This is a genomic window from Cyanobium sp. Morenito 9A2 (genome assembly GCF_024345575.1).
Taxonomy (GTDB): Bacteria; Cyanobacteriota; Cyanobacteriia; order PCC-6307; family Cyanobiaceae; genus ATX-6F1.
Genome location: NZ_JAGQBJ010000001.1, coordinates 228,716 through 253,157 on the forward strand (window position 1 = coordinate 228,716; position 24,442 = coordinate 253,157).

Annotated in this window: 30 protein-coding genes; 14 read left to right on the forward strand and 16 right to left on the reverse strand. The window is 69.4% G+C overall.

Features of this window, described 5'->3' with window-relative positions; translation table 11 throughout:
- Positions 1–335 precede the first annotated feature (335 nt).
- The gene (locus KBY88_RS01165; RefSeq protein ID WP_254938056.1) at positions 336–572 is read right to left on the reverse strand and encodes a hypothetical protein; all 237 of its coding nucleotides are present in this window, start codon (positions 570–572) and stop codon (positions 336–338) included.
- 125 nt (positions 573–697) lie between these two features.
- Positions 698–2,245 carry an ABC transporter permease gene (locus KBY88_RS01170; RefSeq protein WP_254938057.1) on the reverse strand — a complete coding sequence of 516 codons (1,548 nt, stop codon included), beginning with the start codon at positions 2,243–2,245 and terminating at the stop codon, positions 698–700.
- A gap of 207 nt (positions 2,246–2,452) precedes the next feature.
- Between KBY88_RS01170 and KBY88_RS16065 the strand changes: the two genes are divergently transcribed.
- The gene (locus KBY88_RS16065) at positions 2,453–3,586 is read left to right on the forward strand and encodes a carbohydrate porin (RefSeq protein ID WP_254938058.1); all 1,134 of its coding nucleotides are present in this window, start codon (positions 2,453–2,455) and stop codon (positions 3,584–3,586) included.
- Between the two features lie 9 nt (positions 3,587–3,595).
- Here the strand turns inward: KBY88_RS16065 and KBY88_RS01180 are convergent, their stop codons facing one another.
- From KBY88_RS01180 to KBY88_RS01190, 3 genes are all read right to left on the reverse strand, one after another.
- Positions 3,596–4,678 carry an extracellular solute-binding protein gene (locus tag KBY88_RS01180; protein ID WP_254938059.1) on the reverse strand — a complete coding sequence of 361 codons (1,083 nt, stop codon included), beginning with the start codon at positions 4,676–4,678 and terminating at the stop codon, positions 3,596–3,598.
- Positions 4,679–4,811: 133 nt separating this feature from the next.
- The gene (locus tag KBY88_RS01185; protein ID WP_254938060.1) at positions 4,812–4,964 is read right to left on the reverse strand and encodes a hypothetical protein; all 153 of its coding nucleotides are present in this window, start codon (positions 4,962–4,964) and stop codon (positions 4,812–4,814) included.
- A 159-nt stretch (positions 4,965–5,123) separates the two neighbouring features.
- Positions 5,124–6,263: a CobW family GTP-binding protein gene (locus KBY88_RS01190; RefSeq protein WP_254938061.1), complete on the reverse strand. Its 1,140-nt coding sequence runs from the start codon at positions 6,261–6,263 to the stop codon at positions 5,124–5,126.
- 84 nt (positions 6,264–6,347) lie between these two features.
- Between KBY88_RS01190 and KBY88_RS01195 the strand changes: the two genes are divergently transcribed.
- On the forward strand, positions 6,348–6,590 hold the full coding sequence (locus KBY88_RS01195) for a hypothetical protein (RefSeq protein ID WP_254938062.1): 243 nt from the start codon (positions 6,348–6,350) through the stop codon (positions 6,588–6,590).
- Between the two features lie 37 nt (positions 6,591–6,627).
- Here the strand turns inward: KBY88_RS01195 and KBY88_RS01200 are convergent, their stop codons facing one another.
- Positions 6,628–8,196, reverse strand: a complete 1,569-nt coding sequence (locus tag KBY88_RS01200) for an iron uptake porin (RefSeq protein ID WP_254938063.1) — start codon at positions 8,194–8,196, stop codon at positions 6,628–6,630.
- A 95-nt stretch (positions 8,197–8,291) separates the two neighbouring features.
- Positions 8,292–8,489, reverse strand: coding sequence for a hypothetical protein (locus tag KBY88_RS01205; protein ID WP_254938064.1), 198 nt, complete (start codon positions 8,487–8,489; stop codon positions 8,292–8,294).
- A gap of 530 nt (positions 8,490–9,019) precedes the next feature.
- On the opposite strand from KBY88_RS01205, the gene KBY88_RS01210 reads away from it, so the two are divergent.
- Complete coding sequence (locus KBY88_RS01210) at positions 9,020–10,045, forward strand: imelysin family protein (RefSeq protein ID WP_254938065.1); 1,026 nt, start codon at positions 9,020–9,022, stop codon at positions 10,043–10,045.
- Complete coding sequence (locus tag KBY88_RS01215; protein WP_254938066.1) at positions 10,045–11,397, forward strand: di-heme oxidoredictase family protein; 1,353 nt, start codon at positions 10,045–10,047, stop codon at positions 11,395–11,397. The genes KBY88_RS01210 and KBY88_RS01215 overlap by 1 nt, the downstream gene beginning before the upstream one ends.
- A 6-nt stretch (positions 11,398–11,403) precedes the next feature.
- Here the strand turns inward: KBY88_RS01215 and KBY88_RS01220 are convergent, their stop codons facing one another.
- A complete protein-coding gene (locus KBY88_RS01220; protein WP_254938067.1) occupies positions 11,404–11,808 on the reverse strand; it encodes a Fur family transcriptional regulator in 405 nt (134 codons plus the stop codon).
- A 123-nt stretch (positions 11,809–11,931) separates the two neighbouring features.
- On the opposite strand from KBY88_RS01220, the gene KBY88_RS01225 reads away from it, so the two are divergent.
- From KBY88_RS01225 to KBY88_RS01235, 3 genes are read left to right on the forward strand one after another with little or no spacing between them, the layout of a single operon-like run.
- Positions 11,932–12,936: a metal ABC transporter solute-binding protein, Zn/Mn family gene (locus KBY88_RS01225; RefSeq protein ID WP_254938068.1), complete on the forward strand. Its 1,005-nt coding sequence runs from the start codon at positions 11,932–11,934 to the stop codon at positions 12,934–12,936.
- 30 nt (positions 12,937–12,966) lie between these two features.
- The gene (locus KBY88_RS01230) at positions 12,967–13,752 is read left to right on the forward strand and encodes a metal ABC transporter ATP-binding protein (RefSeq protein WP_254938069.1); all 786 of its coding nucleotides are present in this window, start codon (positions 12,967–12,969) and stop codon (positions 13,750–13,752) included.
- Positions 13,749–14,585, forward strand: a complete 837-nt coding sequence (locus tag KBY88_RS01235; RefSeq protein WP_254938070.1) for a metal ABC transporter permease — start codon at positions 13,749–13,751, stop codon at positions 14,583–14,585. The genes KBY88_RS01230 and KBY88_RS01235 overlap by 4 nt, the downstream gene beginning before the upstream one ends.
- Before the next feature lie 6 nt (positions 14,586–14,591).
- Here the strand turns inward: KBY88_RS01235 and KBY88_RS01240 are convergent, their stop codons facing one another.
- The 4 genes from KBY88_RS01240 to KBY88_RS01255 form a co-directional block, all read right to left on the reverse strand.
- The gene (locus KBY88_RS01240) at positions 14,592–15,917 is read right to left on the reverse strand and encodes a hypothetical protein (protein WP_254938071.1); all 1,326 of its coding nucleotides are present in this window, start codon (positions 15,915–15,917) and stop codon (positions 14,592–14,594) included.
- Positions 15,914–16,615, reverse strand: coding sequence for a TIGR03943 family putative permease subunit (locus KBY88_RS01245; RefSeq protein WP_254938072.1), 702 nt, complete (start codon positions 16,613–16,615; stop codon positions 15,914–15,916). The genes KBY88_RS01240 and KBY88_RS01245 overlap by 4 nt, the downstream gene beginning before the upstream one ends.
- Before the next feature lie 4 nt (positions 16,616–16,619).
- On the reverse strand, positions 16,620–17,582 hold the full coding sequence (locus KBY88_RS01250) for a permease (protein ID WP_254938073.1): 963 nt from the start codon (positions 17,580–17,582) through the stop codon (positions 16,620–16,622).
- 127 nt (positions 17,583–17,709) lie between these two features.
- Entirely contained in the window at positions 17,710–18,186 is a 477-nt protein-coding gene (locus KBY88_RS01255; RefSeq protein ID WP_254938074.1) for a 6-carboxytetrahydropterin synthase, read from the reverse strand.
- A gap of 88 nt (positions 18,187–18,274) precedes the next feature.
- On the opposite strand from KBY88_RS01255, the gene hisIE reads away from it, so the two are divergent.
- Positions 18,275–18,919, forward strand: coding sequence for a bifunctional phosphoribosyl-AMP cyclohydrolase/phosphoribosyl-ATP diphosphatase HisIE (gene hisIE, locus KBY88_RS01260; RefSeq protein ID WP_254938490.1), 645 nt, complete (start codon positions 18,275–18,277; stop codon positions 18,917–18,919).
- Here hisIE and KBY88_RS01265 read toward each other — a convergent pair.
- Both KBY88_RS01265 and KBY88_RS01270 read right to left on the reverse strand, forming a co-directional pair.
- The gene (locus KBY88_RS01265; RefSeq protein ID WP_254938075.1) at positions 18,858–19,691 is read right to left on the reverse strand and encodes a zinc metalloprotease; all 834 of its coding nucleotides are present in this window, start codon (positions 19,689–19,691) and stop codon (positions 18,858–18,860) included. The two genes, hisIE and KBY88_RS01265, sit on opposite strands and share 62 nt — an antisense overlap.
- An 80-nt stretch (positions 19,692–19,771) precedes the next feature.
- Positions 19,772–20,260 (reverse strand): DUF2214 family protein, encoded by a 489-nt coding sequence (locus KBY88_RS01270; protein WP_254938076.1) that lies wholly within the window; start codon positions 20,258–20,260, stop codon positions 19,772–19,774.
- Positions 20,261–20,976: 716 nt separating this feature from the next.
- On the opposite strand from KBY88_RS01270, the gene KBY88_RS01275 reads away from it, so the two are divergent.
- The 4 genes from KBY88_RS01275 to KBY88_RS01290 are packed head-to-tail and all read left to right on the forward strand — an operon-like array spanning position 20,977 to position 22,562.
- The gene (locus KBY88_RS01275; protein WP_254938077.1) at positions 20,977–21,345 is read left to right on the forward strand and encodes a DUF1232 domain-containing protein; all 369 of its coding nucleotides are present in this window, start codon (positions 20,977–20,979) and stop codon (positions 21,343–21,345) included.
- Positions 21,345–21,659: a hypothetical protein gene (locus KBY88_RS01280; RefSeq protein ID WP_254938078.1), complete on the forward strand. Its 315-nt coding sequence runs from the start codon at positions 21,345–21,347 to the stop codon at positions 21,657–21,659. The genes KBY88_RS01275 and KBY88_RS01280 overlap by 1 nt, the downstream gene beginning before the upstream one ends.
- 43 nt (positions 21,660–21,702) lie before the next feature.
- Positions 21,703–22,041, forward strand: a complete 339-nt coding sequence (locus KBY88_RS01285) for a hypothetical protein (RefSeq protein WP_254938079.1) — start codon at positions 21,703–21,705, stop codon at positions 22,039–22,041.
- Between the two features lie 14 nt (positions 22,042–22,055).
- Entirely contained in the window at positions 22,056–22,562 is a 507-nt protein-coding gene (locus KBY88_RS01290) for a phosphate-starvation-inducible PsiE family protein (RefSeq protein WP_254938080.1), read from the forward strand.
- Here KBY88_RS01290 and KBY88_RS01295 read toward each other — a convergent pair.
- Together KBY88_RS01295 and KBY88_RS01300 are read right to left on the reverse strand one after the other, a co-directional pair.
- Positions 22,474–23,001, reverse strand: a complete 528-nt coding sequence (locus tag KBY88_RS01295) for a Nif11 domain/cupin domain-containing protein (RefSeq protein WP_254938081.1) — start codon at positions 22,999–23,001, stop codon at positions 22,474–22,476. The genes KBY88_RS01290 and KBY88_RS01295 overlap by 89 nt on opposite strands.
- Positions 23,001–23,501: a GNAT family N-acetyltransferase gene (locus KBY88_RS01300; protein ID WP_254938082.1), complete on the reverse strand. Its 501-nt coding sequence runs from the start codon at positions 23,499–23,501 to the stop codon at positions 23,001–23,003. The genes KBY88_RS01295 and KBY88_RS01300 overlap by 1 nt, the downstream gene beginning before the upstream one ends.
- A gap of 127 nt (positions 23,502–23,628) precedes the next feature.
- Here KBY88_RS01300 and KBY88_RS01305 point away from each other — a divergent pair, with 127 nt between their 5' ends.
- Complete coding sequence (locus KBY88_RS01305) at positions 23,629–23,865, forward strand: DUF3136 domain-containing protein (protein WP_254938083.1); 237 nt, start codon at positions 23,629–23,631, stop codon at positions 23,863–23,865.
- A gap of 141 nt (positions 23,866–24,006) precedes the next feature.
- Positions 24,007–24,351 carry an AbrB-like transcriptional regulator gene (locus KBY88_RS01310; RefSeq protein WP_254938084.1) on the forward strand — a complete coding sequence of 115 codons (345 nt, stop codon included), beginning with the start codon at positions 24,007–24,009 and terminating at the stop codon, positions 24,349–24,351.
- Positions 24,352–24,442 lie beyond the last annotated feature (91 nt).

Consider the following 24,442-nt stretch of genomic DNA (forward strand, 5'->3'; position numbering starts at 1 on the left):
CATTTGCTACCCGGGCTTGTTCACTGGCGAGGATTCCCTGGTGCGATCCGGATTACGGTGAATCCAGAGAATTCATGTTTCAGGCTTCGCCATGGGAGTGTTCATGCAGGGTCTTTCGGATGAGACGCAGTCATCGGTCAAGCGACTTTTGAGAGCCTTCAAGAAGAAGGGATGCAAGCGCCAGAAGTGCTCCAAGTGGAAGGGGGGTCGCTGCTGCTGCGGGAATGAATCGTGAATTGATCACGACACTGGTTCGGCTTTGTTTTCAGCACGGTTGATCATTTGAACCCTTGGGCTCATTGCCTGCACCCCAGGGTTCTTCGGCCTTGTCTTGCTCAGAACTGCCGCTCTTCTGGAGAGCCACTGGGCGGCAGGTCAAGCCAGAGCATCGTTGCGGGATTGGTCGCCTCCAGCATCTCGAGGTGCTCGCCCGTGAGGCAGCGAGCATCCTCCATGTTGCTGAGCGAGAGATGGGCCAGACGCTGCATGCACCAGTCCCGCAGGTCCGTCAGGTGAAGAATGCGCCGTTGGTCCCTCCTCAGGTTCCAGTGCTCTGGAGTTGTCCCATCCATGCCGGTGACTTGAAGACGGTCTTCATCCTCTTGATCCCTCCGCCCGGGTGACGCCCGGGGATCACCAGGCGATGGATGAAAAGGCACATCCTCCGGCGCTCAACAGCCGAGACCCCAGCCCCGCCTCAGCCCCCATGGCGGCGGTCCGATTCCAGGCTGGGGATCAGGGCCAGCGAAGCCACCAGACCCAGCATCAGGATCAGCAGGGCGGGCAGCAGCGCCGCCCCCACCCGTTCGTCGCTGGCGTACTGGAAGACCCGCACCGAGAGCGTGTCGAAATCGAAGGGTCGCAGGGCGAAGGTGAGAGGCAGTTCCTTCACCGTGTCCACGAACACCAGCAAACCCGCCACGAGCAGGGGCTCCCGCAGCAGGGGCAGGTGGACGCGCAGCAGCACCTGGGGCCAGCTGCAACCCAGGCTGGTGGCGGCCTCATCGACGCTGGGGGGCAGGCGTTCCAGGGCGGCATCGAGGCCCCCCTTGGCCACCGCCAGGAAGCGATCGCCGTAGCCCCAGAGCAGCAGCAGCAGCGGGCTGAGGGCCAGTGGTCCACCGATCAGCATCAGCGCCAGGGCCAGCACCGTGCCGGGTATGGCGTAGCCCATGCCAGCACTGAAACTCAGGCGCTGCAGCAGGGGGGAAGGCAACCAGCGCCGGGCGATCGCCAGCACGAGCCCGGTGGCCACGGTGAGGACCGCCGCGGCGAGGGCCAGGAGTAAGCTACGCCCGGTGAGCGCCAACAGTTCGCTGGCCGATTCCCCCTGCAACTGGTCCCAGCTCAGGGTGGCCCAGAGCAGGGGCAAGCCGAGGGTGGCCAGGGGCGGCAGCAGGGTCAGGGTCTGGGCGGCCAGGCGGCGCCAGCCCGCCAGGGGCCAGCGTTGGGGGGCGTCACCCCCCTGGTTCTGGACCCAGCGGCGGCTGCGGCCCCGCAGCTGGCGCTCGGCCCCCACCAGCAGGCTGACGATCAGCAGCGCCATCAGGGCCAGCCCCACGGCGGCCTCGGGGTTGCCCTCCCCCTGCCAGCGCTGCAGGATCCCGCTTGAGAGGGTCGGCAACCCCAGCAGTTCCACCGCCCCGAGTTCGTTCACCACTTCCATGCCGGAGAGGGCAAGGCCCGCCCCGACCGCGGGCAGGGCCATCGGCAAAGCCACCCGCGCGAAGCTGCCCCAGGGGCCCACCCCAAGGCTGCGGCAGGCCTCCAATTGGCGCTGGCCGCTGGCCGAGAAGCTCTCGGTCGCCAGCAGGAAGACGTAGCTGTAGGTGCTCAGGGTCAGCACCAGCACAGTCCAGCCCAGGCCATGGACCCGCAGCTGCCAGCGGCTGCCCAGGTCGACCAACGTGGCGGCCAGCAGGTAGCTGGGGGTGGCCAGGGGCAGCAGCTGGGCGATACGCAGCCAGCGGCGCCCGGGAAAGTGGCAGCAGGCGGTCAACCAGCCGGTGGCCGTGCCCAGAGCCGCCCCGAAAACGCCCACCCCCGCCACAAGGGCCACGGTGTTCAGCACCTGCTCCCGGCCATCGGGGCCGAGGGCCAGGGCCGCGGGACCCTCGCCCAGGGCGGCGAAGCCAAGGAGTGCGACGATCGGCGCCAGGGCCAGGGCGCAGAGGAGAAGCACACCCCCGGCCAGGACACCCCGGCTGGGTTGGACCACGGCGATCGCCTTGCCAGCGGCGGTCATAGGCAGTGGAGTGAGGGCTCAGCCTAGGAGTTGGGTGTGGCAGGTTGGCGACCGTTGGCGCTTGGGCTGGCGTGGGCAAGCGTTGCCGCTGCCCCGGTGCGCGCCGGGGCCCTGCCGGCGCCGGGTCCAGGGCCTGCCCTCCCGGGGTCCGCCCCCCCAGGCCCTGCCCTCTCGGGTTCTCCGCTCCCGGGGGCACCCGCCCCAGGGGTGTCGGCGGCGGGGACCGCGGCGGTCGCCGCACCACTTGACTCCGCCTGGTGGACGCTGGAGATCCAGGCCACGGCCCAGCCCATGGCCAACCCCGCCGGCGGCGCCGCCGCCAGCGCCGGCTCGGCCCAGGAACTCGACCTGGCCCTCACCCTGGGCACGGCTCCGGCAACCGGGCAGGTGTTCCGACGGGAGATCGACCGCTGGCAGCTGCAGCTGGGGGCCTCGCTCTACGCCGGGGATGCCGATCTGGCCGAGCGGCTGGGGGCGGTCTTTGCCCTCCAGTCCACCGCCCAACCCCAGGGGCTCTGGCTCACGCGTCTGGCGATCGAGCGGCGGGCGGCGGTGGGGGAGCTGGGGGTGAGCGCGGGCCTGCAGGCCCTTGACCCCACCTTCCTGGCGATGCCGGCCTATGGCCATTTCATCCATTCGGCCTTTAACCAGACCCTCAACATCGCCATGGCGGGCATGCCCGTGAGCCCCTACGCCGCCCCGGCGCTGGTGCTCACCTACCGGCCCACGTCCCAGTGGTGCTGGCGCCTCGGGGCCCTGGCGCCCCAGGGGGACAACCCCGGCGGCTACCCGCTCTTCGGGGCCCGAGCGCTGCAGCGCTCGCCCTTGCCGAGTCCGGCGGGGGGGTGGCTCCAGATCGCCCAGTTGGAACGCAGCTGGCCTGCCGCCGATGGCCGCCTGAAGCGCTCCGGGGCCAGGGCGGCTCTGCCCGATGGGCTGCTGCAACTGGGGGGCTACGGCGGCCGGGGCTCCGGCAGTTACGCAGCGATCACCCTGCCCGTGGGATTACCCCTGGGGCTGGCCAACCGGCTCTGGGCCGCCGCCAGCGTGGGCTTTGATCCGGCCACGAATCCGGTGCCCCTCTACGGGCAGATGGGCTGGCTCAGCCAGGGAGTGCTGCCCGGCCGCCCCGCGGATGTGCTGGCGCTGGCGTTCGGGCGCAGCAGCTTCAGCCCGGCCCTGCGCCAGAGCTATGAGGCGGTGCTGGAGGCCAACTACCACCTGGCGCTCGGCGGTGGCCTCAGCCTGCAACCCGCCTTGCAATGGATCGCCAACCCCGGCGGCCAGGGGCGCGTTCCCGGCATCCTGGCCGCCACGGTGCAGGTGCAGCTGACCTACTGAGCTGTGGCCCTATTTCCAGCCCCCCGCCTCCATCAGCGCCACGGCGGCGCGGTTCTTGGCCCCGAGCCCCTCCACGGTCACCGCATCGGCCTTGAAGGGTCCGAAGCGTTTCAAGATGGCGTTGTCGCCGTAGCCCTTGAGCGGGTATTCGTGGTTGGCTTCGGCGTAGCCCCGGCCGCCGCTGGGGGAGGCCAGGAACTCGATCAGCCGGATGGCCGCCTTGGGGTTGCGGGAGTGGCGGGTGACGCCGGCGCCACTGATGTTGACGTGGGCGGGGTTGGGGAACACCACCTTGAGGTTGCGGGCCAGGGCCTGGTCCTGGGCGCCCCCTTCACCGGAGAGCATCCGGGCCACGTAGTAGGTGTTCACCACCCCCACACCGCACTCCCCTGTGGCCACGGCCCGGGCCAGGGGTGTGTCGGAGGTGAAGAAGGGTTGGGTGACGTTGGACACCACGCCCTTGATCCACTGCCGGGTGGCGGCCTCACCGCGCTGGAGCAGTTGATCCGCCACCAGGGACTGGTTGTAGACGCTCTTGCGATCCCGCAGGCAGAGCTTGCCCTTGAGGCCGGGACGCGCCAGATCGGCGTAGGTGCGGATCGAGGCGGGATTCACCTGTTTGGGGTTCACCACCACGAAGCGCACCCGCCGCGTGAGCGCGTACCAGCGGCCCTTGGAATCGCGCAGGTTCACGGGCACGTCCCGAAGTAGGGCGGCGGAGCGGGCGCTCTGAAAGGCGCCCTGGGCGCTGGCTTTTTCCAGGCGGGCGGCGTCCACGAGCACAAGCACATCGGCGGGGCTGGCCTTGCCCTCACTGCGGAGGCGCTCGATCAGGGCATCGTCCTTGCCCTCCAGCAGATTCACCTTGATGCCGGTGCGGGCGGTGAACTGGCGGTAGAGCTCCTTGTCGGTGTTGTAGTGGCGTCCGGAGTAAACCCCGATTTCGGCCGGGGGGGCTTTGCCGCTCCCCTGCTGGGCCAGGGCCGCCGCCGCCAGAGCGGTGGCCGCGAGGGAGGAGCCGATCAGGCCCAGGGGAACAAGGGTGCGGCGGGTCCTTGCGATGGCTTGAACAGCCACCCAGATCTCAGGCATTCGGGCAGGGGTCGGCGGACCCATTCACTGCCAGGAACCTAAAAAACCTTCAGCCGAAAGACCCGGCGCGATGTTGCGGGACAGCGTGACGATTGTTACGCCTGGAGGGCTGCAGAGAATTAGGAGGCCCCGATCAGCGTCGTGCGCGGCCGGCGCGCACAGGGATGGGCACCAGGGCCGGCTGCATCAGACCACCGCCGCCATTGTCGTCGTCGGAGTCGATGGTGAGCCAGAAGGCCAGCACGACGAGGGCGATCACGCCGGTGAGGAGCAGCAGTTCGGCCATGGGCCCCGGCGCGAAGTCCCATCAGCGTAGCCAGGATCGCCTGGGCCGTTGTGTCGAGCGTGCCTGTTTTGGGCCCCCGTCGAGGGGGGGTGCGTCGACCCTCGACCCTGGGGGGAAGAGCGCAGCGGCCATCTGCAGCGGCCTTTCAGTGGAGGGAACTCAGCCGAATCCCTTGCCCGCGTCCTTGGCCACGCAGGCCTGCAGCTGTTGGCGGAGACGGGCGTGGTCGAGGTCCTTGCCGATCAGCACCAGCTGGTTCTTGCGTGCCCCCGGCCAGTCGGAGTCGTCGATTGAGAAACGCTTGCCGGCCAGGTGGAACACATGGCGCCGCTCGCTTTCGTTGAACCAGAGCACTCCCTTGGCGCGGAAGACCGAGGGCGGCAGTTGGTTATCAAGAAAATTCTGGAACTTGCGCAGGGCGAAGGGGCCCTCGGCGCTGAACGAGAGGGAGGTGTATCCCTCGATCGCCAGGTGGTCGGCGGAGCCATGGTTCCCTGGGCTGTGGTCATGGCCGTGATCGTGCCCATGGCCGTGCCCGTGGTTGTGATCGTGGCCGTGGCTGTGATCGTGACCAGCGTGGTCGTGATCAGCGTGATCGTGAGCTGTGGCAGGCGCCTGCTGCTCGGCCACCACCCGATCCGATTCGAACAGCCCCACGCTGAGCAGCAGCGGCAGGGGCACCTCCCCCTTCACCGCGCGCAGGATGCGGGCATCGGTCTTGATGGCGCGCAGCTTGGCCTCCAGCTCCAGCAGCCGCTCCTCGCTCACCAGGTCGCACTTGTTGAGCAGCAGGATGTCGCCGTAGACCACCTGGGCCCGGCCCACCTCGCCGTCGAGCAGGGTGGCTTCGAAGTTCTCGGCATCGATCAGGGTGATGATCGAATCGAGGCGGGTGGAATCGCGCAGATCGCTGCCCAGGAAGGTCATCGCCACCGGCAGCGGGTCCGCCAGGCCGGTGGTCTCCACCACCAGGTAGTCCACCGGGTCGGGGCGGTGCAGGATTCGATCAACGGCGCCCAGCAGTTCGCCGTTGATCGTGCAGCAGATGCAGCCGTTGCTGAGCTCCACCGTGTCTTCGCCCGTGGCGATGATCAATTCGTTGTCGATGCCGATCTCACCGAACTCGTTGACGAGCACGGCGGTTTTGACCCCGTCTTGGTTGCTGAGGATGTGGTTGAGCAGGGTGGTCTTACCGGCCCCCAGAAAACCCGTGAGGATTGTCACCGGCAAAGGGCCAGGGAGTGGCTTCTCGCTCGAAGAAGGGAGGGCGCTGCTCTGGGGGGCGGTGCTGGTGCTCATCGAGGCCGGATCGTTGGCTCCAGTCTGGCGCCTGGGTGCCACCGAGGACTCGGGTTAGGGTCCGAGCAGCCGACACCGAGTGCCATGGAGATCGACCATCCAGGTGCCAAGCCCCTGGGGCCCGAACAGCAGGCTTTGCTGGAGCAGTTCCGCGCCCGCCTGCAGGAGCGGGTCGCCAGCGTCGGCCTGACCCCCGACGACGTGCAGCGTCTGGTGAAAGAGATCCGCCAGCACCCGGACATCAGTGTCGAGCTGCTGCGGGAGCTACGGGCTGAGAGCGAACAACTGCTGCCCGGCCAGCGCCTTGTGACGTTCGATTGGGACTGAGCCCTGAGCGATCAGCCCAGGGGGGCGCCGGTGGCGCTCAGAAGCTGAAGCTGGTCTTGATCAGCCCCCCCAGTTGGTTCAAGGTCTCTCCCGATGGGGTGTTCTGACCGAGCGGCCGGCTCAGATAGAAGAGGGCCGGGGTGATGGAGATGGCGTCCGTGACCTGGAACTCGTACCAAGCCTCCCAGGCGTAATTGCCATCGGCTGGGGAGGCGTCACCTGTGAGTGCCGTGGCGAACACCGGCTGGCCCACCGCCAGTCCCAGGGCATTGCCCTTGACGAAGGCATCAGCCCATTCCAGGCCCACCATCCATGACTGACTGTTGCTCAAGGCGCCGGGAGCCTGGGCGGTGTCGAAGGAGGTGCTGTTCAGGCCCCAGCCGGCGCTGATCGAGGGGATCCATCCGCTGGCGCTGGGCTGCCAGTAGCCGCTCAGGCCGAAGGCATTGGTGCGACTGCTCGGGTTCTCGAAGGCGAAGGCCGTGAGCGGCGTGGTGCCCGGCACCTCCACTCCAGACTGGATGTAGGAGTAGATCGCAGCGATGGCCCATTGTTCCTGCGCGTAGCCGATCTGCACGGTGCCGGTACCGGCGCTGGCATTGGTGCCGATCCCACCCTCCCCGGGGTTGCCGGAGTTGCCATTGGCGGCCACATAGTTGGCACTCACGCTGAACGGTCCGTTCTGCCACCAGAGGCCTGCGCCAGGGCCGAGGTTCTTGTTGTAGGCCGCCGGAGCGCCGTTGAGGGTGAGGAGGTTGAGGACCGTGTCGCTGGGGTAGACGCTGGGCCAGAGGGCGAGCATGTCCTCCTGGCCCACGCGACCCCCCAGGGTGGCGGTGAAGCCGCTGCCGAGCGGGAACTGGTAGTAGAGCTTGTCGATGCCCAGCACGTCCGGACCAGCGTCCTCCTCGAAGGCCACCTCCAGGGTGGAAAGGCTGCCGGTGGGTCCGGCCCCACCAAAGGCACTGCCGCCGAAGTTGCCGGCGCGCAGGATCGTCCGCAGCAGGTCCTTGCCGGTGAAGCTGGTGTCGAAGCTGAGTTGGATGTCGTAGCTGAAGGTGGTGGCTCCCACCTCTTCGCGGATGGCCCGTCGCGGGGCACTGCCACCGAAGGCATTGGCGCCGAGCACAAAGGTGGCCTGGCCGTTCAGCTTGGTGGTGGTGGAGAACTGGTTGGCTTCCAGCTCGCCCACCTTGGCTTCAAGGCCGTCCACCCGGCCCTTGAGAACGGCCAGTTCAGCGTTGAACTCCTTCAGCAGGCGGCGCAGCTCATCGGTCACCTCGGTGATGCGATCGAGGCAGGCGTTGAGCAGAGCGGCAGCCTCCCAGCGGGTCAGGGGCTGGGAGCCCTTGAAGCTGCCGTTGGGGTAGCCGGCGACGCAGCCGTAGCGCTCGACCAGGTTGGAGAGGGCCTGGTAGGCCCAGCTGGTGGGCTGCACGTCGGAGAACTGGGTGATGCTGGTGACCTGGTCCCGCGCGGTGACCGGCCCGCTGTAGCGCTGCACGTCGACGAGGTTCAATTCGGCGGCGCCGGCCGCCAGCGGCGGCAGAGCCATCGCCAGCAGCAACAGGGCCGGTGCGATCGACGGGGAAGGCGGAGGACCCATGGGGAACGGTCGGCGGGGAGGCTGGCAAGGGGTCATGGTAGTGATTCTGATTTTCATTGCAAGGTCACTGGAATTCGACCCGGCTGGATCCGGGGCTAGCCCTCGCCCCCTTCTCCCCCCTCGCCTCCTTCATCGCTTTTGTTGTGGTAAGGAACAGCGGGGCTGGAACCCGAGCCAGGTTGCACGGAGGTCGGCGCCGCCGGTGGGCCGGCCTCCGGTGTCCGGGCGCAGCCACTGGCAGCGGCCAGCAGCCCGGCGGTGGCGAGGAACAGGGCGAGGCTGGGACGGGGCATGGCAGGGGTTCGGCTGAGCGGATTGTCCGTGACACCCAGGCCAGCGGGGCCGCGGGAGAAACAACCTCCGGTGACGAATGTGACAACCGGGCGTCCCATCCCGTTGTCCCGCAGGAGGCAGGGCGCCACCAGGGTGGTTGCCGACAGCGGCAGCCTCGGGGCGCGGCTGCGCGTCCGCCTTGAGCAGGGGCAGGGGTCCCCTCCGGCGACTCCGTGCTGGGGAGTAGAGGGAGGGATTGGTGGGGGCTGGATCTGGAGCCGCGTCTGCCCTTCCAGGCGGCGCGCAGGACGTTTCGTACGTGACAGGGCCGGGGGATGGCTGTGGGCCCGCCGGGGGCACGGGGAAGCCTTCGATCGTCTCGGCCCCAGCGAGGCCAACCAGCTGCGGTTGGGGGCGGATGGCGGGAGGGGAGGGGACGTTCGGATGACCGCCGATCCCGTGCCATTGGTCACGCGCCCCGGTGCCATCGCTCCCGGGCCGGTGACGACGTCAGCGGACAGTGGGTGGATCCCTCCTCCCGATGCCGGCCATGATCCAGGGACGACGCCGATCCCGTTCGCTGGCCTTGGGCATGCCCTTGGTGCTGGCGGTGGCCCTCAGCGGCTGCGGCAGGCCTGGCACCCCGTCGGCACCGACCAACCAGGCCGTGGTGAGCTCCTTCGTCGAGCAGGTGGTCCAGCCCAGTTACACCCGGCTGGTGGCCCACACAGCGGCCCTGCAGGAGGCGATCCAGCGCCTCAGCGACCAGCCCTCCGAGGGGCATCTCGAGGCCACCCGCCAGGCCTGGCTGGCGGCCCGCCAGACCTGGGAAACCAGCGAGAGCTGGGCCTTCGGGCCCGCCGAAACGGAAGGCTTCGATGGGGCCATGGACGACTGGCCCGTGAACCGCAAGGACCTCGCCCAAGCCCTGGACGCCGGTGCCTTCACCCCTGAGCTGTTTGCAGCGCTGGGTGAAACCGCCAAGGGCTTTCACGGCATCGAATGGGTGATCTACGGCGGGCGCAGCGGCATCCCTCCCACCAGTGCGCAGCTCACTGCCAACGAACTCGCCTATCTGCGCCTGGCGTCCGCTGATCTGCACAGCCAGGCCGAAGGTCTGCTGGCCAGCTGGTCGGGGCCCCAGGGCTTCGGCGCCCGGATCAGCACCCCCGCCGAAGCAGGCACGGCCGTGCAGGAAATGCTGCAGGGGGTGATCGGCCTGTTGCAGGAGGAGGGCGACGAGAAGCTCGGCCAACCTCTGAAAACCCGCGATCCCCAGACCCTGGAGAGTGCCGACAGCGGCAACACGCAGGCGGATCTGCTCGCCAATGTGGAGGGGGCCCGCCGGGTGCTGATGAGCACCGGGCTGCTGGCGCTGATCACCAGCAGGGATGCCGAGCTGGGCCAGCAGATCGACACCCAGACGGCCCAGGCGGTGGCGATGGCCAAGGCCCTGCCCCACCCGATCAAGGGCCACCTGGACCATCCCGTTTCGCGCCGGGCGATGGAAGCGCTGATCAACCAGCTGCACAGCACCGCGAAACTGGTCGAACGGTCGGTGCCGCTGCTGTCTTGATGGCGCGCCGGAATCATGGCCAGTTGTGGGCGCTGGTGGGCCTGTTCAGCCTGATGGTGGTGCTGGCGTTCGGGCTCCAGCCCAGCGTGGTGGTCGCCGATCCCCAGCAGGCCGCCGGAGCGATGACGGTGGCCAACCGCACCTCGGCCTCCTTCGAGCAGCCGGCCGCTGGGCTCAGCGCCGCTGAACTGGAGCGCCACCAGCTCGCCGATGGGCTGTTCGATCGCACCCATGTGCCCCTGGCGGGAGCGCCCGGCGCGGGTCTGGGTCCCCGCTTCAACGCCGCCTCCTGCCTCTCCTGCCATGTGCGCAACGGCCGCGGCCGGCCCCTGATGGGCGAGGCGTTGGTGCGGGTGGCGCTTCCCGATGGAGGGCCCGTGCCCGGGATCGGCCACCAGGTGCGCGACCGGGCGGTGCTGGGGGCCGAGCCGGATGCGGCGGTCACCGTGGCGTGGGCCGAGGCGAGGGGGCTGCGGCGGCCGGTGGTGCAGCTCGATAGCGAAGCTGCGAACGATCCTTCACTCCGGTCTGTGGCTCGCTCGCTGCGGGTGGCACCGCCGCTGCTGGGCCTCGGCCTGTTGGAGGCCGTGCCGGAGGCGGAGATCCTTGCCCATGCCGACCCTGACGACCGTGATGGCGACGGCATCTCCGGCCGACCCCACTGGCTGGGCGGCACCAATGGCCCGCGGCGGTTGGGGCGCTTTGGTTGGAAGGCGCTCGCCGCTTCGGTGCGCGATCAGACCGCCGATGCCTTCTTCAACGACATGGGCCTGACCACGACACTCCACCGGCAGCCGGTGCTGGGGGGAGCGGCTGCGCTCACGGATGCGTCCAAGGGAGGTCCCAAGGATGGGCCCACGGACATCAGCGACGGGGAGCTGACCCTGGTGGCCTCCTACAGCCAGACCCTGGGGGCGCCGCGCACGGCGCTGCCGGCCTCCAGCCCGGTGGTGCGCCAGGGCCGGGAGCTGTTCGACGCCCTCCAATGCGCCCGCTGCCACGTGCCGCAGCTGGCCAGCGGCCGTGCCCGCATGGCGGTGGCGCAGGCGCTGAACGGCCAGACCATCTGGCCCTACACCGATCTGCTGCTCCACGATCTGGGCCCCGGCCTCGATGACGGCGTGGCGGAGCAGGGGGCGGCGGGGGGCGAATGGCGCACCGCTCCGCTCTGGGGCCTGGGCCTGACCCAGCGGGTGAATGCCTCGGCGGGCTTCCTCCACGACGGGCGGGCCCGCACGATCCAGGAGGCGATCCTTTGGCATGGGGGCGAGGCGGCGGAGGCCCGACGCCGCTACCTGCGCTTGCCAGCGACCCGGCGGGAGGCATTGCTGGCCTGGCTGCACCAGCTCTAGGGCTGCTCAGCCCTGCTGGCGCTGCTGGCAGAGGGGGCAGAGCCCGAAGAACTCCAGGGTGTGGAACAGCAGTTGGAAGCCGTCCAGCTGCTGGGGGCTGAGGTCGTCGCCGTGCATCGGGCAGGCAGGCAGGGGCACGGTGCGGCCACAGTCGACACAGGTGAGGTGGTGCTCGTCGCGCTCGGTGGGGGCGAACAGGGCCTCTCCACTGGGCAGGTGCCGGCAGCGCACCAGCCCCCGCTGCTGCAGTTGGCGCAGGTGGCGGTAGACCGTCGCCAGGCCCATGGCCTGGGGGGTGTTGCGCAGTTGGGCGTGGAGGTCCTGGCCGGAGAGCTCGTGGGCGGCCCGGCGCAGCTGCTCCAGCAGGTGCTGCTGCTTGCCGTTCGGAGTGGCGGGTGGGGAAGCCTCCATGGGAGGAATCCTATGGAGCGGGGCGAGGGCGCTGGACCGGGGACGTCTTCGGGATAGAGTGAGTATCATTCTCAGTCAAGGGTGGGCCTCCGGCCGGCGCCCGCTCCTTCGATCCGGCCCCCCATGCCCCACCAGAGCCACAACCCGCCCACGCCGGCACCGGCCGGGATGCGTGGGCGGACCCGGTGCGCCCTGGGGCTGGTGATCCTGGGCGGCTGGCTGGCGGGATGCCTGCCCAGGCCGATCGCCTCCACCCCCGGCAAGCCCCTGGCCGTGGTCACCACCTTCCTGCCGATCACCGCGTTCACGCGGGCCGTGGCGGGCGACTGCGCCACGGTCACCGCCCTGATTCCCCCCGGCGTGGGGCCCCATGATTTCCAGGCCACGCCGAGCGATCTGTCCCGCCTTCGCCAGGCCGACGTGCTCATCAAGAATGGATTGGGGGTCGAGGGTTTCCTTGACAAGCTCATCGCCGGTGCAGAAAACCCGCGCCTGCGGGTGATCGACACCAGCCAGGGCGTCCCCACGCTGACCCTCCCCGAGGCGGGCGGTGGTGATCAGTCAGGAGCTGAGCAGGCCGAGCACGGGGGCCATGGCCACGGCCACGGCGAAGTCAACCCCCACATCTGGCTGGATCCGCTGCGGGCGGTGCAGCAGGTGAACACCATCCGCGATGGCCTGATCGCCGCCAGGCCCGCCTGCAGGGCAGGCTTCACCGCCCGTGCGGCACGCTTCACGGCCGAGCTGCAGGGTCTGAACACTGCCCTGGCGGCCCAGCTCAAGCCCTACGCCGGCAAGACGTTCGTGGCCTTCCATGACTTCGCCCCCTACTTCGCCGAGCGTTACGGGCTCAAGGCCACCTTTGTGGTCGATGTCCCTGAGGAGAACCCAACCCCAGCCGATCTCAGGCGGGTGGCGCTCCTGGCCCAGGCCACCCAGCTCAAGGCCCTGCTCAGCGAGCCCCAGGAGGGGAGTGGTTCCTTCGAGGCCCTGGCAAATGACCTGGGGGTGAAGGTGATTCCGTTCGATTCGCTCGAGACGGGCCCCGACACGGCCGCGACGCCGGGCGCCTACATCAGCACCTTGCGCCGCAACGCCTCGAACCTGGTCAGGGCTTTCGGGGGCTGACGACACCGCCCCCGTCGGTAGGCTGGAACGATGCTGGAAATGGTTCTCGAAGTCAGGAACCTGACGGTGCGGCGCGAGGGTGTCCGCGCCGTCGAGAATGTCAGCTTCGTGCTGGCGCCGGAAACCGACACGGCCCTGGTGGGCCCCAACGGTGCCGGCAAGAGTTCCCTGGTGCAGGCCCTGCTCGGGATCCTTCCCCGCCAGGACGGTGAGATTCACGTGCTGGGTCGGCCCATGGGCCGCCAGGGCCAGCTGCCGGCCTCCGTGCGCGCCCAGGTGGCCTACGTCCCCCAGAACTTCAGCGTGCGCAACCGCTGCCCGCTCACGGTGGCCGAGTTCGTCGGCCTGGGCTGGGATCCGGCCGGCCTGAGGCTGCCCTGGAGCGGCGGCGGGCGGCGGCGGCAGGCCGTGGCGGCGGCCCTGGAGAAGACGGGTTGCCGGGATCTGGCTGAGCGGCTGATCAGTGAGCTCTCCGGCGGCCAGACCAAACGGGTGCTGCTGGCCTTCTGCGTGGTGCGCCCCCGGCGGCTGCTGGTGCTCGATGAGGCCCAGGCCGGCCTCGACAGCCAGGCCGCCGAACAGTTCCACGCTCTGCTTTTTCAGCTGCGCCGCACCGAGGGCTGGACGATCCTCCAGGTCTCCCATGATCTCGCCATGGTGCGCCGCACCTGCGACCGGGTCCTCTGCCTCAACCGCAGCCTGCGCTGCTTCGGTCCCCCCGACCATGCCCTGAGCCCAGCCCAGCTGGAGGGGGTCTACGGCCGTGGCTACGTGCCCTATCAACACCACCATCATCAGCCCAGTCCCGGAGCATGAGCGAGGGACTCGCGATCGCTGATCTGCTGCAGGAGCCGTTCATGCAGCGGGCCCTGCTGGGCGGTCTGCTGACGGGCGCCCTCGGCGGCCTGCTGGGCAGCTTCGCGGTCCTGCGTCAGCTCTCCTTTTTCAGTGACGCCCTCGGCCACTCCGCCCTCGTCGGCATCACCGTCGGCATCCTGCTGGGCCTCAATCCCACCCTGGTGCTGATTCCCTTTGCGGTGGTCTTCGCCCTGGTAGTGAATCGCCTGGTGGAGCGCAGTGCCCTGCCCACCGATGCCCTGCTCAACATCGTCTACTCCTCATCGCTGGCCCTGGCGGTGGTGGCCCTGAGCTTTGTGCGCAGCTACAAAGGCGGCATCCAGCACCTGCTCTTCGGCGACATCCTCGGGGTGTCCTGGCTGGATCTGGGCCTGATCGCCGCACTGCTGGCCGTAGCCATGGGCTATCTGGCCCTTACCCGCCGCGATCAGATCCTGCTCACCCTTGATGAACCGCTGGCCCTGTCCCGCGGGGTGGTGGTACCCCTGCACCGGCTGCTGTTCATCGTCTTGTTGGCGGTGGTGGTGGCGGTCTCGATCAAGGCGGTGGGGGTGCTGCTGATCAGTGCCTTCGTGGTGATCCCGGCCTGCGCCTCCCGGCTGGTGAGCGATCACTTCAACGGCTATGTGCTGCTCGCCTCAGGCCTGGGGGCCTTGTGTGCCGTGTCCGGCCTGCTCCTCTCCGGGATGTTCGACCTGCCCTCCGGTCCCTCGGTGGTGATCGTTCAGTTGCTGGCGTTCCTGGGGGGCCTGGGGGTGTCGTCCGTTCGTGTGTCCGTGGCCAGGGGCTGAACCTGCTCAGCCCGCCACCAACCAGCGGGCCTGCCGCACTGGATGGTTCAACAGGCGCAGCTCCAGGCTGGTGGCGTCGATCAGGGCCGGCCGGGCCTGGCTGGGGCGGCCTCCTGCTTGTTGCGGCCTGAGGGTGAGCAGCAGCTGAAGGCGGCTGGGATCCAGTTCCAGGCCCGTGCCGGGCTCCAGCTCCCAGCCCCTGAGCTCCCGTTGGCCGAGCCGTCTGCCGTTGCGGTCCAGGGCCAGCAGGGTCAGTCGCGGCTGGCCGAGGCCTTCGATCGTCAGCGCCCAGATGCGGGAGCCGTTGCGCTCGCAGGCGCTGGCCACCAGGGCCTGGGGGCCCGCCCAGAGGGTGCGGGGCGCCTGGCCCGGTTCGACGATCTCCAGGGCGCGGGTGAAGTCGGGTCGGTGGTGCACCAGCAGGGCGCGGCCCCCCACCGGGCAGAAACTGCTGAGGTCGCGGCTGCCAGGCAAGATCTGGCGCCCGCTCACCGGCCCCCCCATCCTCATCAGGCTCAGACCATCCACCTCCGGCACCACCAGGGCGCCCCCCTGGGGCACCAGCTGCACAGGGCCGCTGGAGGGCAGTGGGAGCCGGTGGGAGCCGCCGCCGCGGGGGTGGAGATCCGTGCTGCTCAGCCCCGAGGCCTCAGTGGAGCCCTGCACCACCAGATCCCCCTGGCGATTGCTGCTGAGGTAGGCGAACAGCAGCGGATCCGTGCCCAGGGGCCTGGGCGCTCCGATAACGGGCCTGGCCAGGCCCCGGGCCCGGGCGGCCAGGTTGCGTTGCTTCACGTCCACCCGCCAGACCCGGTGCTGCCCACGGGCATCGGCACTCACCAGGGCCACCCCCGAACCATCACCCAGGGGCTCCAGAGCGGGAATTGAGGACCAGACCGGGCTGAGGGGGCGCCAGCGGCCGTCGTGGTCCTGGAGCTGGGCCTGCTCCCCGCCGGCCACGCTGGCCACGGCGACGATCCTCGGACGCGGATCCCAGCGCCAGGCCTGCGGGGCCAAGGCCATGCCCCGCCGGTCCGCACCCGCCACGCTCAGGTCGATCGGTTGGAAGACGCGCACTCCGCTGGCCAGCAGAAGCCGCGGTCGGTTCCCTTCCCCCAGCCACTGGTGGGCCGCGGTCGGGGTGATTCGGCTGGAGCGGGCCAGGCTGTCCCGGTCCATGGGCCGGCTGAAGCGCAGCTCCAGGGCCCCGGGGCCAGAACTGGCGGCGGCGGGGCTTAGACCCAGCAGCCGTGGCGCGCGCGATAGCAACAGTTGCTGCTGGACCAGCGCCAGGGCCAGGCCGCCCCCCAAGGCCAGGGTCCAGGGCTTCATCCTTCGAACGGCCGCCGGGGCCGCGCGATCGGCGTGATCCGCCTGGGAATCACCTGGCTGCGGGGTGGCTGAGCTGCGGAGTCGATCGCCATCACCCCTTCGAGCGCCAGCCATTGGTCGGCTTTGGGCAGTGGTTGGCCCGCGGGCCAGCGCACGGGCAGCCCCACGGGCGTGGCATCGGCCAGGCAGCAACGCACCAGCAGCCGGGCCAGCTCGGGCGGTTGGCCGGGGACCGGCAGCACGAAGCCGCTGATGCGCACGGGATCACCGGCATAGAGGGCCGGATCGGGCTGGCTGCGCAGCAGCCGTGCCCAGTCGGAGAGGCTGCGCTGGGCGGGCGGAAGCACGAAGCTCAGCTCCTGCTCCTCCAGCTGACCGCTGGGGCGGTTGGCGGCCAGATCGGCGAAGGAGGGGACCGGCGGCAGGATCAGCATCGAGAGGGCGAGCAGGGCGCTGAGCAGCAGCGCTGCCCGCTCCCGCCCCGGTGGGGGCGGTTGGCGCGCTGTTGTCCCTGGGCGGAGGCAGCGTCCCCCCTCGAGCGCCGCCAGGAGGATCAGGGCCAGGCCGCTGCCCATGATCAGCGGGTGGAAGACTGAGCGCACCAGCAGATCCAGGCGGCCGCTCAGGCCGCTGTAGAGCAGCACCAGGCCCCAGAGCCCCAGGCTGAGGGGACGCAGCAGCAGGGTGAGAAGCGTCACGGATTTACAACTTCCACAGGTTCACCCATTGGCCGATCAACAGGGTGGCCAGGGCGGCCCCGGCGGTGGTGAGCGCGATCGCCCGGGGGCGCAGCAGCACCCCGAACAGCCCGATCGACTTGAGGTCCACGACGGGCCCGAGGAGCAGGAAGGCCAGCAGTGCGCCCGGGGTGACCTGGGCGGCGAACCCCAGGGCGAGAAAGGCATCCACGCTGCTGCACACCGACACCACCACCGCCAGCAGCATCAGCGCCAGGATCGAGAGGGTGGGGGAACTCCCCAGGGCCAGCAGCCAGCTGCGGGGCAGCAGCGTCTGCACCAGGGCGGCAATCCCACTGCCGGCCACCAGCAGCAGGGCCAGGTTGTTGAATTCCCGCACCCCGTGGCCCAGGGCCTCCCCCAGCGGCGGCCGTCGGGGCGCCGCTGGAACCGCAGCGCTCGGTGCGGCCCCGATGACGCCGCCCCGGCGCTCCAGCAGGCCGACGGCCTCCAGGGGTTGGCTGAGCCGGCGCTCCTCAAGCAGGGCAGGGGTGAGCAGCACAGCCTCCGGCAGGAGCCGCAGCAGGCTGGCCAGCACCAGGGATAGAACCAGGGCCCCGCCCGGACGGGCCAGCAGCAACCAGGGGCGATCGGGAAAGGCGGCCCAGGTGCTGGCCAGCACGATCGGGTTGAGCACCGGGGCGGCGAACAGGAAGCCCAGGGCCGTGGCCAGGGGCGCCCCCCCCGCCAGCAGCCGCCGGGCCACGGGCACGTTGCCGCACTCGCAGGCGGGCAGGGCGAAGCCCAGGGCCGCCCCCGTGAGCGGCCCCCCCAACGGGTGGGAGGGGAGGCGCTGCAGCCAGGCCCCACCGGGATTGAGCCAGCGGGCGATCGAAGCGATCGCCACCCCGAGCAGCAGGAACGGCATCGCCTCCACCACCAGCCCCTGGAACACCGCCCAGGCCGTCGCCAGCCGTTCGAGCGTCATCGCACCACGGGGGCGTCAGGCCCCCCTTGCGGGGAGCCGAAGCCCTCCAGCGGCTGCATCCAGGGCCGCAGGAGAACCGGAGGCCGTGGCCCGAACCCGCCCATGGGCGGCCGCGGATCCAGAGGTGTCAATCGGCAACCTCCGCAAGGCCGAACCATGGTGGCAGCGCCTCGAAGCGGGCGGCATTCCTCTCGTTCTCCCGCGCCTCAACGCGCCAGCAGCAGGCCCGGCCCCCGTCGCGTTCACGCAGCAGTGCGTTGGCCCACCCCCACACCAGCGCGGCGCTGGCCTCCATGCCCACGTTCTCCATCACCCGCAGGTCCAGGGCCCCCAGCTCGTGCAGGGCCTGCCACTGGCCCAGCAGCGGGTCATCGGCGTTGGCCAGGAAGGTGTGATCGAACTGGGCCGCCAGCTGGGCCTCGAGATCCCTGAGGCTGGAGAAATCGACCACAAAGCCATTCCTGTCCAGGCGCCGGGCGCGGAACGCGCAGGTGAAACTGCGGCTGTAGCCGTGCACGAAGCGGCAGTGCCCCTCGTGGCGCCACTGACGGTGGCAGCAGGGGTAGCCACTGAACGTCTTGGAGCAGGTGTAGGCGGCCGTCATCGTGGTGCGGGAAGATCGGACATCGCCGGATCGGTTCCCTGTGGAGGCATCATTTCAGCCCCCCGACCCCCCGTTCATCGAGGAGCTGATGGGGACGCTGCGCTTCAACGGGGCCGGCTTGATCCCGGCGGTGGCCCAGGACTGGCTGGATGGCGCCGTGCTGATGGTGGCCTGGATGAATGGTGAGGCGATCGAGCGCACCCTGGCCACGGGCGAGGTGCACTACTGGAGCCGCTCCCGCGGTGTGCTCTGGCCCAAGGGGGCGACCAGTGGCCACACCCAGAAGCTCAGGGGCCTGCGCTACGACTGCGACGCCGATGTGCTGCTGCTCACGATCGAGCAGGCCGGTGAGGTGGCCTGCCACACCGGAGCCCGCAGCTGCTTTTTTGAGCTCGGCCCCGAGCCCAGCGCCGGCGGCTCCGCCGCCCTGCCCCCCCCCGCCGATGTCTGCACCGAGCTGGCGCGGGTGATCGAGGGGCGCCGCGACCGCCCCGAGCCCGGCAGCTACACCAACAGGCTCCTGGAGGGCGGCGACAACCGCCTTCTCAAGAAGGTGGGCGAGGAATGCGCTGAGTTCGTGATGGCCTGCAAAGACGACGACCCCGACGCCATCGCCGCTGAGGCCGCCGACATCCTTTTCCATGTGCAGGTGGCCCTGGCCCACCACGGCGTCAGCTGGCGCCGGGTGCAGGAGGTGCTGGCCGCCCGTCGCGGGGCGCCGCGGCGGGAGTGAGGCCAGGGGCCCTCTCGATCAGGGGGGCGTCGCCGAGGCCAGGTTGCTGCTGGAGCCAGCGCAGGGTGGCCTGGTCGCGGGGGCTGAGCACCAGCACCGGAGCTGCACCAGGTACGGCGGCCATGGCATCCGCGGGGTCGTTGCTGTGGCCCCAGAGGCCGAAGGCATGGCCGAGTTCATGCAGGGCCGTGGCCTGGATCGAGGGCTGTCGTTGGTCGGGGCTGATCAGCACCTCCACCCTTGGCTCGAGCTGGGGCGGGCCCTCGCTCTGGCGCCGCGTTTCCACCAGCACCAGCACGGCGCGGCCGTGGCTGGCGCGGCGGCGGCGGCCGTCCCCCAGCAGCGGTGGCCGCCGCCGGTACAGCCGCACCTGGGCCTGCTCGGGGTCGTCCACCCGGCTGATCGGCAACTGCCGCTCCCAGGTGCCCAGGGCGGCGTTGACGGCCCCCAGCCAGCGCCGTTGCCAGACAAGCGCCGCTTCAGTGCCTTCGATGGGCTCCACCCAGACACACCAGTGGCTACGGCGGGCCCAGCCAGCAGGGGTCGGTCTGATCCTGTCTCGGTAGTCGTCGGGGCTTGGGGGCGGGAGGTCTGTGGGCCGCCGGGGCACCTGGTCGCTGTCAAGCACCCGCACGGCGCCGGCGGCGGGGCATGGCTCGTGAGCGTCGTTGGCCTCCGCGACACTGCCCCCAGGTCCGCCAGCCTGCCCACCCCCCTGGAGGAGCAGAACGAGCAGAGAGCCCAGCATCGGCAGCAGCAGAGCTGCCAGCACCCGGGGGGAGCGCCCACGCCCAGGCGGGCGGGACCCAGGGCTGGAGCGGGGGCCACCAGCGGCCTTCGGTTGCCGGGGTCTCAGCCCCCCAGCCCCACACCCCGGGCCATCAGGGTGGCCAGCAGGGGGATGGCGGCGAAGCCCGCCAGTTCGATGTTCAGGATCCAGGCGAGGCGGTTGGCGAGCGCTTCGCTCACTTGGGGCAGTTCCCCCTTGCGCAGAGGAAGGGCCCAGAGGATGTAGGTGACCGTGGGATAGAGCGAGAGGGTGCCCACCGCCAGGTAGAGACCCACCTTCCACCAGAACACGGGGTTGGTGGTGTAGAAGTCGCTCCCCTGGCCGAAATAGAGCACCCGCAGGATGCCGCTCACCAGCAGGGTGAGGGCGGCGATTCCGTAGACCACATCGGTGATCACCATCAAGGTGGCTTCACTGCGGCTGGGGTTGGCCTTGATCAGGCGCCGCTCCAGCACCAGGGCGCCGAAGCTGAGCATCACGCTCAGATAGTGGGCATAGGCCACCCCGGCGCTGGTGAACACATCGCTGGGCAGAACGGCGAGGCCAGGCATCGGAGCGGAATTCTGAGCCCGCCGACCGTAGCGAGGGTCCGGGCGAGGCGCGCGCTGCCCTTTAGTAGCCCGGTCCCCCGGGCGATGGGCCGCTCGAAGGCCCCTCGGCTGGTGATCTGCCCGGGATCGGCTCCCAGCGGTAGCCCACCGGTCAGCAGGACCCCACCCCCGGCCGTCAGGGACTTGTTAGGGGGGCCTGCCCGGGCCCCGCGCCAGCGCTCACCGAGCGGGGGGCCTGGTGCTTCCCCTGGCCAGGCACGACCAGGGCATCAGGCTCGATCTGCTCGATCTGGCCGCAGCGCCGCCGTCTGCCGCGAAGGCCCAGATGTTCTCCCTGCCTTGGCAGGAGCTGGAGGAACGGCCGGCCGGCGAGCAACGGCGAGTCGCTCTCGGGCTGCAGGCCCCGCTCCCCAGCGGCTTGGATCCATCCACAGGGCTTGTCCGGCTCGCGGGTGAGTCCGTGCCGCCTGCTCCGGGGCTTGCTGGTGCAGGACGGCCCCAGTGCCCGGGAGCGCCCGCTGGTGACCTTGCCTTGCGGTCACGATGGGAACGGGTAGGGGCGAACGCTCGTGCCATTGGCCCAACGGCCGGGCTGCAGGGCGGTCTGGGGGGGGCTGACGGCGATCACCAACGCTTGGGGCGGATGACCCTCACTCGACCAGAGCCCCAGGAGCGACTCACAATGGGGCTGTTCTTTCCTTGGGCGGGGCCGATCCATGCCATCAGCCAACGGCGCTGCGGATGCGGTGGATGCGGAGGTGCTGGAGAGCACCGTCGTCGACGAGGGGGCCCTGCGCGGACTGCTGCGTCGAGCTGGCCGATTGCTGGCGCGTCCGGCGATCGAGTGCCTGGAGTTGCTGCTCGATGGCGACACCCCTTACCAGGTGCGTTTCACGATGTTGGCGGCGCTCACCTACCTGCTCCTGCCCCTGGATCTGATCCCCGATTTCATCCCAGCGGCCGGCTTCAGCGACGATCTGGTGGCGCTCACGGCCCTGCTCGGTCTCTGCGGCCGGCACTTGACCCCGGAAATTCGGCTGCGGGCGCAGCGCAAACTGGACCGCTGGTTCCCCCCCAGCCGGTGATGGCCACCCTCAGCAGCGAGCAGCTGGATGATCTGCAGACCTTCCTGAAGGAATGGCTGCGTCACACCGGCCGCACCCAGGCCGACCTGCGCCGTGCCCTGCGGGCCAGTTCGATCCGTATGCCGGTGCTGCTGGGTGAACTTGAGCGCACCTATGGCCGCGCCGGCCTCACCGGCCTGGCTGAGCGTCTCTGTGGCATTGAGGAACAGTGGCAGGGCGAGGAGGGTGCCGCAGAGGCGGGGACTGATTTTGATGATCCCCTCGGTCAGCTCGATCTCCTGTTGGAGGAGATCCGCGCCGACCTCAACCCTTGAGGGGCGCAGGCAGACTGGGAGGAGCCCACGACGCTGAATGCCCATGTCCTCGCCCTTGCCACGGCTGTTCGGGAGATCAGGACTGTTCGGCCGATTTGCCCTGTTCGTGAGAGTCGCGCCGCTGGGGAGATTTCTGTTGACTGGGCCGATGCTCCTGGGCCTCGGGGCCAGCGCGCTCGTGCTGGCCGACACCGGGGCCCAGGCCCAAAGCCAGCAGTTTCTGCTCAGCCCTGGCAACCGCGGCAAGGTGGGCCCCAGCACCACGGTTACGCCCGAGAACTGCGTCACCGCCGCCGATGGCTCGGTGACCTGTGACACCAAGCTCGTGAACCCTCCTGGGGATACCCCCGCCAAGCCCCTGTTCAGCCCCTTCAGCCAGTGAATCGTCTCCTGAGAATGCTCTGGGACGATCAGGCCTTCCTGAGGGCGATTGACCGGGGGGAGAGGCTGCTGGCCAAGGGCCTGTCGCTGATTCTGGCGTTGGTGGTGGTGGTGGCCAGCTTCCAGTTGCTGCAACAGGTCTGGAGTGATTTCCTCAACAGCGAAACCACCTGGCTGGGTGATGAACTCACGCGGGTGCTGGGTGATGTGCTCAACGTGCTGATCGCCCTGGAGGTGCTGCAGAACCTGACCGCCTACCTGCGCCGCAAGGTGGTCCAGATCGAGTTGGTGCTGGTCACTGCGCTCACCGCCGTGGCCCGGAAGGTGATCGTTCTTCCTCCAGGCGCCGAGGACAAGCCGTTGTTGCTGGCCGGCCTGGGCCTTGTCGTGCTGGCCCTGGCGGCGGCCTATTGGCTGGTGCGCCAGCCGACGGTCAGGTCGTCGTTTCCACAAAGAGGGCGAGCCAGAGGGTTCCTGGGGCGGGATCGGTCCCCTCGACCCGATGACGACGGTGGGGACTGATCAACAGGGTGTCCCCCACCGCCAGTTCCAGGGGCTGGGGGTCATCCTCGAACCGCAGCCTGGCGCTGCCCCGCAGCAGCAGCACCCATTCCGTCGCGCTCTGGTCATACCAGTGGCCTGCGGGGGTGGCTGCTGAGCAGGAATGGATTCGCTCCAGTCGCAAGCCGGATCTTTCCAGGAGAACCATGCTTTGCTCCTGGCCAGGCGGCGGACAGGGGCCGGCGAGCAGGTTGCTGGTCCGAGCCACCGCAGGGGTGTCGGTTTCGCCCCAGCGGCGGCCGATGCTGAATCCGCAGACGGCCGCCAGAGCCACCACCTGATCGTGGTCAGAGCAGTCCCGCAGGGCCTCCCGCAGGGCTGGATCCGCTTCGCTCAGGGCCACGAAGGCCTGAAGCTGGCGCACCTTGTCAAGAAAACGCTGCAGGTCGGCTTCGGCCATCAGATCGGCTCAGGCAGGCGGGGCTCAAGGCCGACCAGGGCCTTGCTCATGCGAAATCGGCTGAACGGCACACCCGCGATCAGCAGCGCTTCGGGATGATCCACCTGCCAGCCCCGGCGCTCCAGCAGGGGGCGCGAGAGCTTGCTGGCTTCGGTGCTAAGGCGCATGACGCCCATTGTGTGGCTGTGCTGCTCCAGCGCCGCCAGAAGGGCCGAGGCGCGTCCCTGCCGGCTGGAGCGGCCGCGGCAATAGAGCAGCGAGAGACGATCGATCGGCTGCAGCACGGCGAAGGCCTCGATCGTGGTGCCCCCCTGCGAGCAGCTGACCAGGCCGAAACCCGCCCTCAGCTCCGCCAGCAGGGCGGCGCTCGTGCCGAGGCCCGCCCAGACCTCCACCTGGCGCGGGCTGTAGACGGGCGGGCCCTGATCAATCACCGCCTGTCGGTAGACCTCGATCACCTGGGGGAGGTCATCGGGCTCAAGGGGGCGAAGCTGGGCCATAGGACTAAGTTGACTGGGAAGCTGCGAAGAATTGAAAAGAGTTTTGCCGCTTCCTTGATGGGGCAATCCCCCGGGCGGCTGCGCCTTTTTACGGTTTGAGCCTGTCCATGGAGCGGAGCTGAAGGCCATGGCCACCCAAAAACCTCTAACGATCGGCGAACTGGAGGCGGGGTTTTCTGCCTATTGCATGGCCCTGCGTCGGTTGGTGGGTGAAGAGCGGGGGCTGGAGAAGATTGAGCGCACATTGTGCTGGCACAACCTTCAGCGCCTTCATGATTCCCTCCCCCAGCGCTATAGATCGCCAACGGAGCTCTATCAGCGCTACGAGCGCACCCGCCGCGCCGGTGGTGATAAGCCCGAGTAATTGGTTGTGCTAAAAGAAAGCTTAAGGCCCGATGGTGCACTTTTGACCTTTGAAGTTTAACGCAACGTTGATGTCACACCGTCGAGTTGCGATCGGCTCTCCAAGGTCAAAGAACTTGGAGATGGGAGCAACTCCGATGGCGTGTGTACCGCTGGCTACGTCTCCACTGGTAAGGATGGCGGCGCGGCGCTGACTGTCACGGCCCTCCACGAAGCGCTGCTGGAGGCCAGGGGCGTTGAGCCCGACGTCAGCGGCAAGGTCGGCAGGGGAGGCCGCAGGCTCAGCTCCATCGCCACGGTGCAGGGAAAGGGCAGTCCGCTGATCGGCACGGCCTCCACCGCCCTGTGGGATCTCAGGCCCGGCGATGAAGTCGAGATCAAGATTGGCCGCCAGCAGACCCGCCTGATCCCCGCCGGCGCCAGCGAAGATGACAGGGATAGGCATCTGGTCGAGGCTTCTATGGGGAGGTCTTTGGTGCGATCTTGAGCGCCTTGTTCGTGGAGCGCCCCACCGGGCAAGCCGTGTACGTGCCCCGTGCTGGGGTGTGGTCCAGGGCGCAGGCGGCCAGCGGCCAGGG